The organism is Vibrio sp. M250220, assembly GCF_036533795.1.
GTDB lineage: Bacteria > Pseudomonadota > Gammaproteobacteria > Enterobacterales > Vibrionaceae > Vibrio.
The window spans coordinates 17508-35489 of the sequence record NZ_JATABI010000006.1; the positions used below are offsets into that span (position 1 = coordinate 17508).

The 17982-nt window shown below is 45.6% G+C and carries 15 protein-coding genes; 8 read left to right on the forward strand and 7 right to left on the reverse strand.

Translation table 11 applies throughout. The features are described from left to right. Window positions 1-75 precede the first annotated feature (75 nt). Window positions 76-1278, forward strand: coding sequence for an enoyl-ACP reductase FabV (gene fabV, locus QTN94_RS03940; protein ID WP_138970278.1), 1203 nt, complete (start codon window positions 76-78; stop codon window positions 1276-1278). A gap of 135 nt (window positions 1279-1413) precedes the next feature. Here fabV and xthA read toward each other — a convergent pair whose 3' ends face one another. Then, a complete protein-coding gene (gene xthA / locus QTN94_RS03945; RefSeq protein WP_331426948.1) occupies window positions 1414-2220 on the reverse strand; it encodes an exodeoxyribonuclease III in 807 nt (268 codons plus the stop codon). Window positions 2221-2428: 208 nt separating this feature from the next. Here xthA and QTN94_RS03950 point away from each other — a divergent pair, with 208 nt between their 5' ends. Continuing rightward, window positions 2429-4546 carry a methyl-accepting chemotaxis protein gene (locus QTN94_RS03950; protein WP_331426950.1) on the forward strand — a complete coding sequence of 706 codons (2118 nt, stop codon included), beginning with the start codon at window positions 2429-2431 and terminating at the stop codon, window positions 4544-4546. A gap of 108 nt (window positions 4547-4654) precedes the next feature. Here the strand turns inward: QTN94_RS03950 and rsmS are convergent, their stop codons facing one another. The 4 genes from rsmS to dinG are packed head-to-tail and all read right to left on the reverse strand — an operon-like array spanning window position 4655 to window position 8268. Beyond that, complete coding sequence (gene rsmS, locus QTN94_RS03955) at window positions 4655-4825, reverse strand: pleiotropic regulatory protein RsmS (RefSeq protein ID WP_331415928.1); 171 nt, start codon at window positions 4823-4825, stop codon at window positions 4655-4657. Next, window positions 4825-5373 (reverse strand): primosomal replication protein, encoded by a 549-nt coding sequence (locus tag QTN94_RS03960; RefSeq protein WP_331415927.1) that lies wholly within the window; start codon window positions 5371-5373, stop codon window positions 4825-4827. Before QTN94_RS03960 ends, rsmS begins: the two co-directional genes overlap by 1 nt. 11 nt (window positions 5374-5384) lie before the next feature. Further along, window positions 5385-6164, reverse strand: coding sequence for a sulfite exporter TauE/SafE family protein (locus QTN94_RS03965; RefSeq protein WP_138970282.1), 780 nt, complete (start codon window positions 6162-6164; stop codon window positions 5385-5387). A gap of 31 nt (window positions 6165-6195) precedes the next feature. Then, a complete protein-coding gene (gene dinG, locus QTN94_RS03970) occupies window positions 6196-8268 on the reverse strand; it encodes an ATP-dependent DNA helicase DinG (RefSeq protein WP_331426952.1) in 2073 nt (690 codons plus the stop codon). 516 nt (window positions 8269-8784) lie between these two features. Here dinG and QTN94_RS03975 point away from each other — a divergent pair. Further along, window positions 8785-9720 carry a porin gene (locus tag QTN94_RS03975; RefSeq protein ID WP_331426954.1) on the forward strand — a complete coding sequence of 312 codons (936 nt, stop codon included), beginning with the start codon at window positions 8785-8787 and terminating at the stop codon, window positions 9718-9720. Window positions 9721-9814: 94 nt separating this feature from the next. Then, window positions 9815-10414, forward strand: coding sequence for a YccT family protein (locus QTN94_RS03980; RefSeq protein WP_331426956.1), 600 nt, complete (start codon window positions 9815-9817; stop codon window positions 10412-10414). Window positions 10415-10465: 51 nt separating this feature from the next. Here QTN94_RS03980 and bioA read toward each other — a convergent pair whose 3' ends face one another. Further along, on the reverse strand, window positions 10466-11746 hold the full coding sequence (gene bioA / locus QTN94_RS03985) for an adenosylmethionine--8-amino-7-oxononanoate transaminase (protein WP_331426958.1): 1281 nt from the start codon (window positions 11744-11746) through the stop codon (window positions 10466-10468). A 132-nt stretch (window positions 11747-11878) separates the two neighbouring features. Here bioA and bioB point away from each other — a divergent pair, with 132 nt between their 5' ends. From bioB to bioD, 4 genes are read left to right on the forward strand one after another with little or no spacing between them, the layout of a single operon-like run. Then, the gene (gene bioB / locus QTN94_RS03990; protein ID WP_138970287.1) at window positions 11879-12931 is read left to right on the forward strand and encodes a biotin synthase BioB; all 1053 of its coding nucleotides are present in this window, start codon (window positions 11879-11881) and stop codon (window positions 12929-12931) included. After that, entirely contained in the window at window positions 12918-14063 is a 1146-nt protein-coding gene (gene bioF, locus QTN94_RS03995) for an 8-amino-7-oxononanoate synthase (RefSeq protein ID WP_331427016.1), read from the forward strand. Before bioB ends, bioF begins: the two co-directional genes overlap by 14 nt. Next, a complete protein-coding gene (gene bioC / locus QTN94_RS04000) occupies window positions 14063-14863 on the forward strand; it encodes a malonyl-ACP O-methyltransferase BioC (protein ID WP_331426959.1) in 801 nt (266 codons plus the stop codon). Before bioF ends, bioC begins: the two co-directional genes overlap by 1 nt. Beyond that, entirely contained in the window at window positions 14860-15549 is a 690-nt protein-coding gene (gene bioD, locus QTN94_RS04005) for a dethiobiotin synthase (protein WP_331426960.1), read from the forward strand. Before bioC ends, bioD begins: the two co-directional genes overlap by 4 nt. A 59-nt stretch (window positions 15550-15608) precedes the next feature. Here the strand turns inward: bioD and QTN94_RS04010 are convergent, their stop codons facing one another. Continuing rightward, on the reverse strand, window positions 15609-17903 hold the full coding sequence (locus tag QTN94_RS04010) for a YgiQ family radical SAM protein (protein WP_331426961.1): 2295 nt from the start codon (window positions 17901-17903) through the stop codon (window positions 15609-15611). Window positions 17904-17982 lie beyond the last annotated feature (79 nt).

The following is a 17982-nucleotide window of genomic DNA, read 5'->3' on the forward strand; positions in this document are numbered from 1 at the left end:
ACATTTTTACAGAAATTAGATGCGAACTGCGGGTGAAACTTTTATCCTAGCGGGGTTTTGTTAAGGAAGTTGAATATGATCATCAAACCTAGAATTCGCGGATTTATCTGTACTACTACGCACCCAATGGGCTGTGAAGCTAACGTAAAAGAACAAATTGCTTACACTAAAGCACAAGGCCCAATCAAAGATGCACCTAAACGTGTACTTGTTGTTGGTGCTTCAAGTGGCTACGGCCTATCTTCTCGTATCGCTGCGGCATTTGGTGGCGGTGCTTCTACTATTGGTGTTTTCTTCGAGAAAGAAGGTTCGGAGAAGAAGCCTGGCACAGCGGGTTTTTACAACTCAGTTGCTTTTGAAAAGTTTGCGCGTGAAGAAGGTCTTTATGCAAAAAGCTTAAATGGTGATGCTTTCTCAAATGAAGCTAAGCAGAAAACGATCGATCTGATTAAAGAAGACTTAGGTCAGATTGATATGGTGGTTTACTCACTGGCTTCTCCAGTGCGTAAGATGCCTGAAACGGGTGAAGTGATCCGTTCATCTCTAAAACCTATCGGTGATACGTACACATCTACTGCGGTAGATACAAACAAAGACGTGATCATTGAGGCGAGCGTAGAGCCGGCAACTGAGCAAGAGATCAACGACACTGTTACGGTTATGGGCGGTGAAGATTGGGAATTGTGGATCAATGCTCTTTCTGAAGCGGGTGTTCTAGCAGACGGTTGTAAGACGGTTGCGTACAGCTACATCGGTACTGAGCTCACTTGGCCGATCTACTGGGATGGTGCACTAGGTAAAGCAAAAATGGACCTAGACCGCGCAGCTGCAGCTCTTAACGAGAAACTAGCAGCTCAAGGTGGCACAGCAAACGTAGCGGTTCTTAAGTCTGTCGTTACTCAAGCAAGTTCTGCAATTCCGGTCATGCCTCTTTACATCGCGATGGTGTTTAAGAAAATGCGTGAAGAGGGCGTGCATGAAGGTTGTATGGAACAGATCTTCCGCATGTTCAGCCAGCGTCTTTACAAAGAAGATGGTTCAGCACCTGAGGTAGATGACAAGAACCGTCTGCGTCTGGATGACTGGGAACTACGTGATGACATTCAACAGCATTGTCGTGACCTATGGCCACAAATCACATCAGAGAACCTAAAAGAGCTTACTGACTACGTTGAGTACAAAGAAGAGTTCTTGAAACTGTTTGGTTTCGGTGTTGAAGGTGTTGATTACGACGCGGATGTGAATCCAGCGGTAGAAGCAGACTTTATCGAGATTTGATAGAGAACGTATAGCTTCGAGAACGGGCTTCGCCCTGCGAGAGGCTAGAACGCTTCGCTCCGAGATACGACTTAAGGGTTGGTGCTACGCACCAACCCTTTTTGTTTGCGAGAGTTTAGAGCGCTTCACTTCTCTCTATTCAAACGTCGACCAAATCGGCGCGTGATCAGACGGTTTATCAATCCCGCGTAGTTCATAGTCAATGTCTGCCTCGATACACTTCTCTGCCAGCTTAGGCGTCGCTAGTACCACATCAATACGTAGGCCGCGGTTATCCGGGAAACCTTTTGAACGGTAATCAAACCACGAGAAGCGGTCGTTTACGTCGGGGTTGATCTGACGGAAGGTGTCAACAAAGCCCCAATCAAGTAATGTCTTAAGCCATTGGCGCTCTTCGGGTTGGAATGAGCACTTACCCGTTTGTAGCCAACGTTTACGGTTAGGTTCGCCAATACCAATATCGGCATCAATTGGGCTGATGTTGATATCGCCCATCACAACCAACTGTTCTTCATTGCTATGGTGGTCATTGAGATAAGTCATGAGATCAGCGTAAAACTGGCGCTTGTATGGAAATTTGCTCTCATGGTTAATATTGTCACCCTGAGGGAAATAACCGTTGAGAATGGTAACTGGCTGCCCATTATCGTCTTCAATCGTGACCATGATCATGCGTTTTTGATGATCTTCACTGTCTGTCGGAAAGCCTTTCTGAACGGATAAAGGTTCTTTTTTACATAGCATTGCAACGCCATAGTGCGCCTTTTGACCATGGAAGTAGACTTTGTAACCCATGGCTTCAACATCTTCTAATGGAAATGCTTCATCGTGAACTTTAATCTCTTGGAGACCAATGACGTCCGGCTGATGTTTGTCGATAACTGCTTGGAGTTGATGCAGGCGGGCGCGAAGTCCGTTGATGTTGAAGGAAATGACTTTCATTGAGTTCCCTTTTTGGCTATTTGAATTCTTGTCTGGCCAATACTAGCATCAAATAGACGAACGGTGGAAAGCCGATAAAGTACTTGGTGTTTATTTAACATATTTTTAAACTTTCGTTTGATAACCGATTCAAATGTGGTGTAATTCGTCTGTGCCTCTGGGCTAATTAACCCTCTTCAAAACACCGAGTTTGCTAAAAGGATGTATTATGCGAACGTTATCAGTGCAGTGGAAAATCACGCTCTTAGCGGGTTTCTGTCTTCTTATCACATCTCTCTCATTGATCGGCTTTTCTGTCTATAACGCTGTATCAAATCAGCAGCAAATTAAGCAGCAAAGTTCTCAATCTGTGATTAATAAGTCTGAACAGATTGTTGAGACACGTGCCTTGCTCAATGCCACAGAAGTTACTCAGTTTTTGAACGAAGCGCTCTACCGTGCAGAAATGTTGGCATCCAGTGCTATGTTTCAAAAGACGTTAAGTGAAGAGAATTTCGGTGACAGTGAAGAGCTGCGAACCGCTTTAGATGAGATGGTGCGCCGCTCTGTATTGAGTTTTGAAACCATTCAGGGTGCTTACTTAGTATTTCGACCAAATATGCTCGATAACGAAGACGGCAATTACGAGAATGCTGAGTATGTCGGCTCCAATGAAATTGGTCGTTTTGCTCCTTACTGGCTAACATCGCAAAATGGCGAAAACGTTGTGGCTAATGTACTGTCAGAAGCGGTATTGGCTGACGCGATCAACAGTGAACGCTTTTATTGCCCTATGGCGTCCAGCACCGCGTGTGTGACCACGCCGAGGTTAATTAACCAAGATGGAACTACTTTCTTAACCAGTTCAATATCTGTCCCCCTCATGCTCGACGATACCCCCATTGGGTTTTTCGGTATCGATTTGCGTCTTGATAGCCTCACAAATATCGTTGCGGAATCTGACCAACTGCTTTTCTCTGGCACGGGTTCGATTAATTTAGTCAGCCTCGACGGTTCTTTAATTGCAAGCGATGATGTGACTCAAACCATTGGTCAGCCTTATAACAGTGATATTGTCTCAAGCGATCAATTGACCGATTTGTTGTTTGGTCAAGAGGTGAAAACTCAGTGGAGTAGTGATGGTAACTGGCTGAATGTTTTTGCGCCTATCATGGTGGCTAACCAGACATGGGGTGTGTTGTTTGACATGCCGCGTGAGAGTGTCTTGGCTGATGCGGAAGCACTGGATACCATTATTAGCGAACAAGTGGCTTCAAGTGTAAAAACTGAAGTGATCGCTGGTGCAGCTTTGATGCTACTCGGTCTTGCTACTATCGCGGTCGCGGCGTCACGTCTAGTGAAGCCTATTCGAGAAGTGGTGGTGCGCTTGAATGATATTGCGTCTGGTGAAGGTGACTTGACGCAACGATTGGAAGTTAAATCTCAAGATGAGATTGGCCGATTAGCGATTGGCTTTAACCAATTCCTTGATAAATTACAGTCTATCATCAGTGATGTGGTGGACACGACGCTTCAGATCGGTACCACCACACATCAGTCTCGTGTAGCTGCACAGCAAACTCGCACCAGCAGTGATTCACAGTTTAAAGAAGTCGATCTCGTGGCGACCGCTTCTGAAGAGATGACGCAAACTGCTAGCCTAGTGGTTCAAAACGCTGAAATCGCAGTGAGGGCAGCAGAGCAGGCCAATGAAGCCGCTGCGACTGGGCAACGTGTTATTGAGCTGTCTCAAACGGAAATGGTTAGATTAGTTGATCGTATGACGGCGGCTGTACCTGTTGTGGAAGAGTTAGCTGCAAACAATGCGAATATAACGGACATTCTATCGGTTATCGAGGGTATTTCTGAACAGACTAACTTGCTTGCTCTTAATGCCGCGATTGAAGCGGCTCGAGCGGGGGAACAAGGGCGCGGTTTTGCGGTTGTGGCTGATGAGGTCAGAAACCTAGCCAGCCGTACTCAAGAGTCAGTGGGTGAAATCCGTAAAGTGATAGAGAACGTGCAAAATGGTACACGGGACGTGGTTAAGGCAATCCAAGACGGAAATGACTTAGCGAATGACTCAGCGCAGCAAGTTCAGAATGCTGCAGCAGAACTGAACCAAATTTTTGAAGCAATCGCGTCAATCAACGATATGAACTCGCAAATTGTCAAAGCGGCTGAAGAGCAGCAATCTGTCTCCGCAGAGGTCAATCAAAGCGTGAGTAATATTCGTGATTTAAGTGCTCAAATCTTAACTCAAGCCGAAGAGTCGGAGATGGTAAGTAGGCAAATTGGCGACTTGTCTGATAAACAACAGCAGTTGGTCAATCAGTTTAAAGTGTAGCGCTGAGCCATGATCAGATAAATGCGAAAAGGGCTTCGAATCATCGAAGCCCTTTGTTCATTGTTGTGGCAAGATCAGCTTATCCAATCGGTATTGGTCTAATCGTTCTTAATCTGCGTGAGTTTGTCGTAATCTCTTCTCAATATCCGATTGAACAATTTGCAGTGCTTTTAAAGCGATATCTGGCTCTACTTCGTTGCTTTCTAAGAGGTAAATAAGATCAACCGCCAGTTTGATTTCATCCGGAGCGTTTTCAAGTCCTTCATTGGTCGACGACATTATTGGTTCCTTTCACGATAGGTTATCTGCTTTTCAACTTTCAGTTTGGCTTCTTGGCAGCGTTTAAGTCTCTGCTCGGTAGCAATCAAAGCTTGCTGTGCCGCTTGCTGTTGAAACGGAGGAGCATACTGTAGAGCCAGCTCCTTGTCGCGAACCATTTCAAGTAAGCGACGCTCCCACTCCTGATGCTGAGCAAGATTTTGATATAGCTCGTTGATCGGTTTTTGAAAGTGGCTTTTATGCTTAGGCTCTTGTTTACGAATTTTTGTGGTTGCGAGTTCTCGTTGTAGTGCGCTTACTTGTGAGAGCAAACGCTCCGTTAGATATTCCGCTCGCAGTGCCGTTAGTTTGCCGGCGGTCTGTTCTCTGATGATGCTTTCAAGAGTCCCTTGAGTCTCTTTAACACATGGAACGAGCAATTTGGAACGACTCTGGAACAGTCGCTCGTCAAATAGTGGCTGGTGGTGCTCGCCCCTTTTGCGGTCGAGTGCAGCAGCATCGACAGCAAGCTGTTCCAAGGTTGATTGAAGCTGATTGAATTTGCTCATGGCGTTCTCAACTATAGATTAACAAACCAAGCTTCGTAGGCCAGTTTGACGGCTAAGATACTTACGACTGTAACAAAAACTGGTCGGATAAACTTAGCTCCGAATCGTATTGCTGAATGTGCGCCGACGAAAGCCCCTGCCATGAGACAGAGACCCATAGTCAATCCGAGTACCCAATCGATATGCCCCAGAATTGCGAAAGTAACTAATGAAGTAAAATTACTTGTGAAATTCATTGCCTTGGCCAGCCCCGAAGCAAGAAGAATATTGAGACGATACAGGGCCATCGAACTTACTGTCCAAAACGCGCCAGTACCAGGGCCTGCAACACCGTCGTAGAAACCTAAAGTCAAACCTTGCGCGTACTGTTTTTTGTTAAGTACTGGACAAGGCTGAGGCGTATCGTTCTTTACCGTGCTAGGGGTTTTATGCCAAATGGTATAAATAGCCGCGGCGAGGATCACCAATGGCAGAATTTTTTCCAGCCACTGTGTACTAATGAGGTCTACCACCAAGGTGCCGATAATTGCTCCGATCAAAGTCGAGAAGAAAGCACGTTTCCAGCAACTTGGCTTAAATAGCTTCTTACGGTAGTAGGTAAAAGCCGCGGTTGATGATGCAAAGGTGGCGGCTAATTTATTCGTTCCTAATGCAATATGGGGTGGTAAACCTAATGACAGTAGTGCAGGGACGGTCAGCATACCACCCCCACCAGCAACAGCATCAATAAACCCAGCAAGGAAAGCAACCAGTGCCAACACCAACAGTACGGTTGGCTCAAACAATTCCATAAAATAGTTCTTCTTATATAAATACGGATACTTATTCGATGATCCGCTTGAATGGTGGCAGTGAATCGAGTAGGGCGCTGCCATAGCGTTTGGTGATCACGCGACGATCGAGAATGATGACTTTACCAGAATCCCTCTCTTTACGCAGCAAGCGTCCGACAGACTGAATTAATTTTTTACTCGCTTCAGGAACCGTGATCTGCATGAAAGGATTTCCCCCTCGACTTTCTATGTATTCAGCGTGCGCCTGCTCTACTGGTGAAGTAGGTACAGCGAAAGGGATTTTGGTAATGATCAAGTTCTCTAGCAGTTCACCAGGTAAATCTAATCCTTCAGAAAAACTGCCAGTACCAAATAAAACGCTGGTCTTTTGGCATTGAACTAAGGTTTTATGTTTTTTGAGTATTTCTGAGCGCGACTCCTTACCCTGAACTTGCAGTGCCCAGCCTCTTTTTACGAAATCGGTTGAGAGGGCTTGCGCGACTTGATTCATCTGCCAGTATGAAGAAAACAGGACTAAATTGGCTTTTTTGTCTGCAATTAAATCAGGCAGCTTTTCAATCAAGTGTTCAGTGAATTGTGGCGCTTGCGGTTCATACGCCATTTTAGGGACATAGAGCTCCGCTTGATTCTGATAGTCAAAAGGCGATGCTAAAGCCAAAAATCGCACACCATCTTCGCCCTTCTCACTGATGCCTGCTTGGCGACAGAAAAAGCTAAACGAGTTTAAAGCACGCATAGTGGCAGAAGTGAGTACCGCGCCAATGCAACGACTCCAAAGTTGCTGGTCAAGTTGCCAGCCTACTTCCAAAGGTGAAACGTTGACGATAAAGTCGCCTTCACGCTCGGGGCTGACTTCCAACCAGCGAGCTAACGGCGCACCTTTTTCCCTTTGTGGTTCGGCCATTAGGTTCCATACCTGAGCGAGATTATCCATACGTTGGATATAAAATCCCAGTTCAGCAAGAGCTGGCTCTGCCAATCGATTTGAAAGTTCACCTTCTTTAACTCGTTCGGCAATCAGGTCTGCAATTTTTGCGACTGCTAGCGAACCTTTGTGGCTGAGTTTTTTGAGTTCTATAGATTCCTCTGTGAGCCACTGAGGCAACTCGCCATTCTCAAAACGATAAATGTTTTCTTCGAAATGGGTGGGATCAAAGCGAGTTGCTAGCTGAGTTAAAGATGGGATCAGTTGCTGAACTGAGTCTTGTAGTTCGTTTCGAAATCGAGCGACACGTTTTTCGTCTGCCATATTGGCAAATTTCGTCACCGCTTGATTAAGGCGTTCTAGCCAGCTAGCCGCGCCCTTCAGGCTTGCTGCGGCAGAAGAGTGGTCCCTGGCTACGTGTGGTAGGTGATGCGCTTCATCAAAAACATAAATTGTATTTTCTGGTTCAGGCAGAATGACACCACCACCAAGGCCCGCATCAGCCATGACTAAGCTATGGTTGGCGATGATGACATCTGCTTTATCCATTTCAGAGCGCGCTTTTTGAAACGGACAGTTGCGATGCGCTGGCATACTATTGTTGCAGCTATGTTTATCGCTAACGATTAATTGCCAAATATCATCGGCGATTGGCTTAGGCCAGGAGTCTCTATCGCCGTCCCACTTATTTTGCGCTAGCGAACGGTACATTGTTTCGAGTTGTTCGATATCTTTCTTCTTAGGTTTTGTCTCGAACATGGCTAACTGACCACCATCAACGCCACTGGCGGTTGCAAGTTTCTCGGCACAACAATAGCGCTGACGTCCTTTCGCTAAAATAAAAGAGAACTCACGATCAGTCAGGCGGCGATATAAAGGTAAATCCTTATTGACCAGCTGTTCTTGTAAAGCCACTGTCGCAGTAGATATGACCACTTTTCTATTGTTATGAATCGCGACAGGGATGGTCGCCATTAAATAGGAGAGGGACTTACCAATTCCAGTCCCAGCTTCTGCAACGAGCATACGGGTAGATTTGTGATACTCACCACATAATGTTTTCGCTATCTCCGCAACGAGGTAATTCTGAGCTCGACGAGGCACAAAGTTTTCAAGCTGAGATTGGAGGTTTTGATAACTCGTTCGAATGGATTGTTGGATTTTACTGGTATTCATATTGTGACCTGTATTGCGGGTAGCGCATCATAGCACAGTTTGCTAAACGCTACTTAGTTCACGAAATAGAATCCTTAATAACGAAATGTGGATCTTCTTCACAAAAAAAAACTGAACCTTCAGGCACTTACAATTAATTCTAAATGTAAAAAATATATCACGCCAAACTTGGGATTTGACTGGAATAATATTCTGATTTTTATGTTTAAGTATGTGGTTTTAGGATTTATATGCTGTGTTGATGGTTTGTTAAGTTTTCGATACTGCGAGGCTAAAAGTTATGAAGTCGCTCGAAAATTGCTCATAATTTTATGTAACTAATTGATTTTAAATAAATAAATGTTTTTTTATTTTCTGTTTTTAGAATATTTGACACGCCGAATAATCTTTTGCAATCTAGACCTCGAAATTTAGTGACGTTGATATCCGACCCATTAGAGGAAGGAATCATCATCAAAAAACATAAAGGGAACCGGACAAGGATTTCCCATTCTATAGAAAAGGCAGTGGATTATTATGAAAAAGACTCTAGTCGCTCTAGCTGTACTAGCAACAGCTTCTGCAAACGCAGCTGAGATTTACAACGTAGATGGTTCTTCTCTAGAACTAACAGGTCGTGCTTTTGCAATTGTTGAAACTAAAAAAGCAGAAGCAACAGGTACTGACACAGACGTACACGCCCACGACTCTCGTCTAGGTTTTAACGTTCGTCACCAAGTGACTGATGGTGTTGCAGCTGTTGGTAAATTTGAATTCCAACTAGCAGAAGAGGATGATTTCGGCGTTAAAAACCGTGATGTGTACGCTGGTCTAGATTTTACTGATACTGTTACAGTAACATTTGGTCGCCAAACTACTTCTTTTGATGACCTATCATTCCGCGGCGGCTTCGATGAATACTACGGTTTCTCTCAAGATCTAGAAGACCGTGGTCGTGAAAACGGTATTATTAAAGTAACTACTGCTAACCTAAACGGTTTAGTTGCATCTGCTTCTTACCAGTTTGATGAAGCTGGTGTTACTGGTGCTACTTTTGCAGGTTCTTACGACGCTGATTTCGGTCTAGGTCTATCTGCTGGTTACTTCGACTACAAAAAGTCTGGTGTTGAAGACCACGCTGCAGGTTTTAACCTAGGAGCTAGATACACATTTGGCGATGCGAAAGTAGGTGTGGATTACGCATCAGAAGAGCTCTTCGATAAGAGCGAAGCTGACGCATATCGCTTAGGTGGTGAATACAACATTGATGCGTACCGTCTATACGTAGGTTACGGTGCAGTTGAAAACAAGCAAGTTGATGGTGCTAAGACTGACTCTGATGGTTTCTACGCAGGTGTGGCATACGCATTCGGTTCGAAAACAACTCTATTCATCGAAGGCGCTAGCTACGATAAAGAAGGTTCTGCTTTAGACGAAGACATGCTAGCACTTGGTATGAATGTAAACTTCTAATCTAACTATTAGATAGTTTTATTAAGAGTCGCCTTCAGGCGACTCTTTTTTTATCTCTATTCCATTTAAATGGTCAATATTTGAAGGTGTGCTAATGAAATTTCTACTGACTATTATCGCAGCACTAGTCTCTTTTTCTACATTTGCTAATGTATTAGAGGTAAGGTCTGGTGTTGAAGTACTGGCTGTGAACGGGCTAAAGGTTAAAGTTAGTGACTCTTATGAAATAAACAAAGGCTTCAACCAGATAGTCGTCCGTATGTCAAAACGATTAACTAACGGTAGTACGAGAGAGCAGTTTATTTCGAAACCTTACATTATTTCTTTTAATGCTGATCGTGACGTTTTAGTAGAACACCCAAAAGTTTTGAACTTTACTGATGCTGAAAAGAAATTTCGACATGCCCCTAACTGGAGCATTTTACAGGGCGGCAGCCCTTTAGTTTATGACTCTAGGTTCCTTCCTGGTAAAGAGGGCTTTATGCCATACCTGCAATTGGAAGATATTATCAATGAGTACAATGAGGTGAATGGTATTGTTTTAACTGCAGATCTAGACACTCCTGCTGGCCAACTAAAAAAAGCAGAAAAAGCCAGAAGTGAAGAAGTCGTTAAGCAGTTGAAGTTGTGGTACAGCAAAGCAAACACATCGCAACGAACAGAATTCCGCCGTTGGATGATTGACCAAGAGTAAAACAAAGCTTGAAGTTTCGAGTCGCGAGCTACTCGCCTCGAAACTTAAGTGTTAACCACTAAAGCATTCTTCACAATTCAACGCACATTCAACCGCATCTACTAATGCTTCTATATGCTCAGGTTCACTAATGAACGGCGGCATCATATAAATCAGTTTGCCAAATGGGCGGATCCAAACCCCTTTCTCGACAAACAGTGCTTGAATCGTTTCCATATTGACTGGCGTCGTGGTTTCAACCACGCCAATGGCACCAAGCCAGCGAACGTCTTCTACCAACTTGTGCTGCTTTAACTTAGGCAGTAACTCAGAAAAAAGCTGTTCGATTTGCTTTGTCTGCAGCTGCCATTCATTTTGCTCTAGCAATTCCATGCTGGCTGTCGCGACTGCGCAGGCCAACGGGTTGGCCATAAAAGTAGGGCCATGCATAAAGCAACCGGCTTCTCCTCCACAGACGGTATTAGCGACAGCGCTAGACGCCAACGTTGCAGATAATGTCATATATCCACTGGTCAATGCCTTGCCCACGCAGAGTATATCGGGTGCGATCTCGGCATGCTCACAGGCAAACATCTTACCGGTACGACCAAAGCCAGTCGCTATCTCATCAAGAATCAATAGCACGCCAAACTCATCACATAATGCTCTAACACCTTTAAGAAATTGAGGATGATAGATTCGCATTCCGCCAGCGCCTTGAACGATAGGTTCTAGGATCACGGCCGCTATCTGAGAATGATTTTGAGTGAGCTTGTGCTTAAAGTCGGCTAAATCAGCTTCATCCCACTCCTCCCAGAAGCCAGTTTTTGGAGAAGAGGCGAAGATGTGTTCAGGCAGAAATCCTTTATACAAAGAATGCATTGAGTTGTTAGGGTCTGTCACCGACATTGCAGCAAACGTATCACCATGATAGCCATCTCTGAGTGTTAGAAACTTCGGTCTCACTTGACCTTTTGCATGCCAGTATTGCAACGCCATTTTCAAGCTGACTTCCACCGCGACAGAACCCGAATCGGCCAAAAATACATGCTGAAGATTATTTGGTGCAAATGAGAGTAGCTTTTTACACAGGTTAATCGCTGGATCATGAGTGATCCCGCCAAACATAACGTGTGACATCTTATCAATTTGGCTATGTGCGGCATCATTGAGATGAGGGTGATTGTATCCATGAATCGCAGACCACCATGATGACATGCCATCAATTAGCTGCTCACCAGACTCTAAATGCAGCATGACTCCTTTGGCGGAAACAACTGGGTAGCAGGTCAGAGGTGTCAGCGTTGAAGTATAGGGATGCCAGATATGACGGCGGTCGAAAGCGAGATCCATGTTCAGTTCCTGAAATCTTAATGATTAAAAATTAACCAAGTGTAAACTTTTGAAATTGCTGGGTGTTGACAGTCTACCTTGTGTCAGTAGACTAGCCAAGTATTCAAACTGACAATAATTAAAGGAAGTCCCGTGGAAGTACGTCACAACTGGACAGTTGCTCAAGTTAGAGAACTTATGGATAAGCCATTCATGGATCTTCTATTTGAAGCGCAACTGGTGCATCGTCAATATCAGCAGCACAATCATGTCCAAGTCAGCACCTTGCTTTCGATAAAAACAGGCGCTTGTCCTGAAGACTGTAAATATTGCCCCCAGAGCGCAAGATATACAACGGACGTAGAGAAAGAGCGTCTGATGGAAGTCGAGCGTGTTTTAGATGCAGCGCAGAAGGCTAAGAATGCAGGTTCGACCCGCTTCTGTATGGGAGCGGCATGGAAAAACCCAAAAGAACGCGATATGCCGCATCTGACCGATATGATTAAGGGCGTCAAAGGGATGGGGTTAGAAACCTGCATGACGCTGGGTATGCTTACTTCGGATCAAGCGAAAGCTTTAGCCGATGCAGGGTTAGACTACTACAACCACAACTTAGACACTTCGCCTGAATTCTACGGCAACATTATTACTACTCGTACTTATCAGGACCGTCTGGATACACTTTCTCACGTTCGTGATGCAGGCATGAAGATATGTTCTGGCGGTATTATTGGTATGGGTGAGAATGCCAATGATCGTGCGGGATTGTTGGTTGAACTGGCAAACCTACCTACTCACCCAGAGAGTGTGCCAATCAATATGTTGGTGAAAGTGAAAGGTACCCCACTAGAGAAGGTGGAAGATGTTGAACCATTCGATTTTATCCGTCTGATAGCGATTGCTCGAATCATGATGCCTAAGTCTGCGGTACGCCTGTCTGCTGGTCGTGAGAACATGAATGAGCAGATGCAAGCGCTATGCTTTATGGCGGGGGCCAACTCCGTTTTCTATGGTTGTAAACTGCTGACAACACCAAACCCTTCTGAAGACAAAGATATGCTTCTGTTCGATAAGCTTGGCATTAATAGCCAGCAAGTGTCTCAGAAGCCCGATGAAATCGAAGAGAATGATCTTCTTGATCGAGTTGTGGAACGAGTGGCTGCACGCCCAACGAAAGACGACTTATTCTACGATGCAGGCGTTTAATACTCGAATTGCTAAAGCCCTTGAGCAACGTAAAACTCAGGGCTTAAGCCGTACTTTATTCAATATAGAACAAGGTAATCGTACCCACTTAGTTCACGAAGGTAACAGTTACCTTAATTTTTCCAGCAACGATTATCTTGGGTTAGCCGCGGATAAAGAGTTAACCAAAGCGTGGCAGCTAGGCCTAGAGCGTTATGGCAACGGTAGTGGGGCATCGCCATTGGTGACGGGTCATAGCTCTGCTCATCGCGATCTAGAACAGAGCTTATGCCAATGGCTGGGGTTTGAAAGGGCGATATTGTTTAGCTCGGGATTTTCTGCCAATCAAGCCATGCTATTTGCACTATTAGAGAAAGATGACCTGCTATTACAAGATAAGCTCAATCACGCCTCACTGATCGAAGCTGGTATGTTGTCGACTGCGAAAATGAAGCGTTTCAGACACAACGATGTTGACCACCTTTGCTCTTCCATTGATGGCAATACTTTGGTCGTCACAGAAGGGGTTTTTAGTATGGATGGTGATTTATCACCATTGGCAGATATCTATTCAGTGACACGTAAAAAAGCCTGGCTTGCGGTTGATGATGCTCATGGTATTGGTGTGCTTGGTAAAGATGGTCGTGGCAGTTGCCATCATGCGGGTATTCAACCTGATTTGTTGGTAGTGACCTTTGGTAAAGCATTTGGTCTATCTGGAGCTGCAATTATGTGTAGCCGTGAGGTGGGGGACTATTTAACTCAGTTTGCCCGACATCATGTCTATTCGACCGCGATGCCCCCTGCACAGGCAGTGGCCTTAACTCAAGCGATCACTATGATTCAGGAGCAGTCATGGCGAAGAGAAAAATTGTGCGAACTCTCTGAGTATTACCATTCTCTGTTAGGGAATGAACAAGGTTACTGTGCAACTCAAACTCCGATTAAGCCATTTATTCTTGGTAGCAGTGAAAAGGCAATCAATATCGCATCACAGCTCAAAGCTAACGGTATCTGGGCGACGGCGGTCCGTCCCCCTACAGTTGCTGTTGGTAGTGCACGACTGCGCGTGACTCTCACAGCTAGCCATGAAAAAGCACACATACGAGCATTGGCAAATCAGCTAAAAACAGCTTTGAAGGAAGTGGATTAATGGAACAAGCGGTATTGATTACTCCTGACCGTGTCAACGACAAAGCAGCGATTGCTGATGCATTCGGCAGAGCAGCCAAAACGTACGATCAACATGCAGAGTTTCAGCGTGATGTGGGCTTACGTTTGTTGGCCAAAATGCCTCAAGATCTTACGGGTAAAACGGTATTGGATTTGGGATGTGGGACAGGCTATTTCTCATTAGAACTGATAAAACGTGGTGCGACGGTGATCTGTTTTGACCTGTCGCAACAGATGCTCGACGCCGCTAAACAGCGCTGTGGTGAGATGGCTACGTACTTGCAAGGAGATGCCGAAGCGTTGCCATTTGAAAATCATAGCATTGATTTTGCATTTTCCAGCTTAGCGCTACAGTGGTGTGATGACTTATCCGTGCCACTTCGTGAGCTGCGTCGAGTGATAAAACCGCTGGGTTCAATTTATTTTTCGACTTTACTCGACGGTTCTCTAAACGAGCTAAAACAAGCGTGGAGCAAAATTGATTCATATCAACACGTGAATCAATTTATCTCAGTCAATCAGGTAAAAATTGCGTTAGCGCAATCTGAATGCCATACGCATCAACTAGACTTACCGACCATTACGGTTTGGTACAAGACGGCATTTTCTTTAATGCGTGATCTTAAGGGTATTGGTGCAACGCATGTGGGTGGCAGGGCAAATGGCTTGACCGGTCGCAAAGCGTTACAACGTGTCGAACAAGAGTATCAAACAAACCGAAATCATCAGGGTCTTCTGCCTGCAACATATCAGGTCTGTTTAGGGGTTATTCATCTATGATTGATGCATTTTTTATTGCGGGTACGGATACCGATGTTGGAAAAACAGTTGCGTCTAAAGCGATTTTAAACGCGCTAGCGGAAAAGGATTTAAAAACCATAGGCTATAAGCCTGTCGCCGCGGGTTGCGAAAAAACGGAGTTTGGATTGCGAAATTCGGACGCGCTCTATCTGCAAAAAGCCGCTACGTTGGAAGTGGCGTATGATGACGTCAACCCATACGCACTAGCGTTGCCAGCGTCACCACATATTGCAGCTAAGCGAGAAGGAGTCGTCATCGATTACGCCGTACTGAGTGATAAGCTGTCACAGCACAAGAAAAATGCGGATATCGTGTTAGTTGAGGGCGCTGGCGGTTGGCGAGTACCTGTATCGGACTCTGATTGTTTGTCAACGTGGGTGCAGCAGGAAAAACTACCTGTTGTCCTTGTGGTCGGTATTAAACTTGGCTGTCTTAGCCATGCAATGTTGACGCTCGATGCAATCAAAGCGGACGGTTTACAAGTCATCGGCTGGGTCGCAAACCGGATCAACCCAGGAACAGAACACTATGCTGATATCATTGAGATGCTAGAGCAAAAAATTGATGCGCCGAAAATTGGTGAAATACCTTACGTTCCAAGCGTGAAGCGCCAAGGGCTTGCAAAGTATATTGATGTGACGCCTTTGCTAAGGTGCGAGTGTTAGAGATATTAAAAGGGCCTAACGAATCGACGTTAGGCCCTTTTTGTATCTGGAAACTGCTGTTAGCGGCGTTTTGGCTTACGCCCTGCTGGTGGCTTACCCACGTGACTTGCCGCAGGCTTACCGCCGCGGTTGCTACTCGGTTTGCTATCCGGTTTACCATTGCGTTTTGGCGCGGAACCACCTTTATGATTCGCTGATTGGCCTTTGCCTTGTCCACGTTGCTCGCCTTGCAGTTTTTCAAAGCCAGGTTGGCTCTTGGTATGCTTAGTGGCAAAACGTTGTGAACCGTGTCGACCTGACTTACGGCGCTGAGCTGGGGTTTTAGCCTCGATATCTTCCTCTGGTACCAGACAACCTGGTTTGTCACCAATCAGGTGCTTTTTACCCATGTTGACGAGTGCTTCACGAATCAATGGCCAGTTTGCTGGATCATGATAGCGTAGCAATGCTTTGTGGAGACGACGTTGACGTTCACCTTTAGCGACAGGAACCTCTTCACGCTTTTTGTATTTAACGCGTTTTAGTGGGTTGGTCTCTGAGTAGTACATAGACGTCGCATTACACATCGGCGATGGATAGAAGTTCTGTACTTGATCACATTCAAAGTTGTTCTTTTTCAGCCATAGCGCGAGATTCAGCATGTCTTCGTCTTCCGTGCCAGGGTGTGCAGAAATAAAGTACGGGATAAGGTATTGTTTTTTACCTGCTTCTGCACTGTATTTCTCAAACATCTCTTTGAAACGGTCATAGGCTCCCATGCCTGGCTTCATCATCAAATCCAGCGGACCTTTTTCGGTGTGTTCTGGAGCGATTTTCAGATAACCACCGACGTGATGGGTCACCAGCTCACGCACATATTCAGGCGATTCAATCGCAAGATCATAACGAACGCCCGACGCGATCATGACCTTGTTGATGCCTTGAACTTTGCGGGCAGCACGGTAGAGATCAATCGTGTGTTTATGGTCGGTGTTCAGTTTGTTACAGATACCAGGGAAAACACATGACGGGCGACGACAATTCGCTTCCGCTTTCGGATCACTACAACCTAGGCGATACATGTTGGCCGTTGGCCCGCCAAGGTCGGAGATTGTGCCAGTAAATCCAGGAACTTTGTCGCGAATTTCTTCTAACTCGTTAAGAATCGATTCTTGTGAACGGTTCTGAATAATTCGACCTTCGTGTTCGGTGATAGAACAGAATGAACAGCCACCAAAACAGCCTCGCATGATGTTTACCGAGGTTTTAATCATATCGTAGGCTGGAATCTTCGCTTTACCGTACATTGGGTGCGGAACGCGTGCGTAAGGCAGCCCAAACACGTAATCCATTTCTTCCGTTGTAAGTGGAATTGGCGCCTGGTTGACCCAAAGTTCGCGATCACCATGGCGTTGAATCAATGCACGACCCGAATACGGGTTGGTTTCAAGGTGCATGATTCGACTGGCATGAGCGTAAAGAATACGGTCATTGTTGAGTTTCTCGAACGGTGGGATACGTACCGCTGTCGTAGCTGCATCGTGACGAGATGGTCGGATCGTAATCGGCTTGGCTTCAGACTCTTGCGCCTTTGCCTTAGTATCACATTGTTCCTCAACCGCATAAGGGTTAGGCGGAATAAAGGCTTCTTTGCGCGGCTTCTCGATACGCGAAGAGTCGATCACTGTGTAACCTTCTGGCTCTGCAGGAAGGCTGACGGCAGTACCACGAATGTTGGTCATGCTGGTGATCTCTTCACCATCCGCTAGTCGATGTGCGACTTCGACCAAAGCACGTTCTGCGTTACCAAACAACAGGATGTCTGCTTTAGCGTCAAATAGGACAGAACGACGTACTTTGTCAGACCAGTAATCATAATGCGCGAGGCGACGCAGACTGGCTTCGATTCCGCCCAGTACGATAGGTACCCCTTTGTAGGCCTCACGACAGCGCTGCGAGTAGACGAGTGTCGCGCGGTCTGGGCGTTTGCCACCTTCGTTGTTTGGTGTGTAGGCGTCATCATGGCGCAGCTTACGATCAGCAGTATAACGGTTGATCATCGAATCCATGTTGCCAGCAGTGATACCAAAAAATAGATTTGGTTTGCCAAGAGCAGTGAAGGCATCTTTATTGTGCCACTCTGGTTGAGCGATAATACCGACTCGAAACCCTTGAGCTTCAAGAAGACGGCCAATAATCGCCATACCAAAGCTTGGGTGGTCGACGTACGCATCACCCGTTACGATGATAATGTCACAGCTGTCCCATCCTAGGGCATCCATTTCCTTACGATTGGTCGGCAGGAATGGCGCAGTGCCAAAGCATTCTGCCCAATATTTTTTGTGCTCGTGAATAGGAGTGATATTGCTGTACATATTTTGCTCTCAATGCCAAGGAGCGCGAATTATAGCGACTTGAAGGGCGACTATCTACCTCATTATAACTAAGTCTATT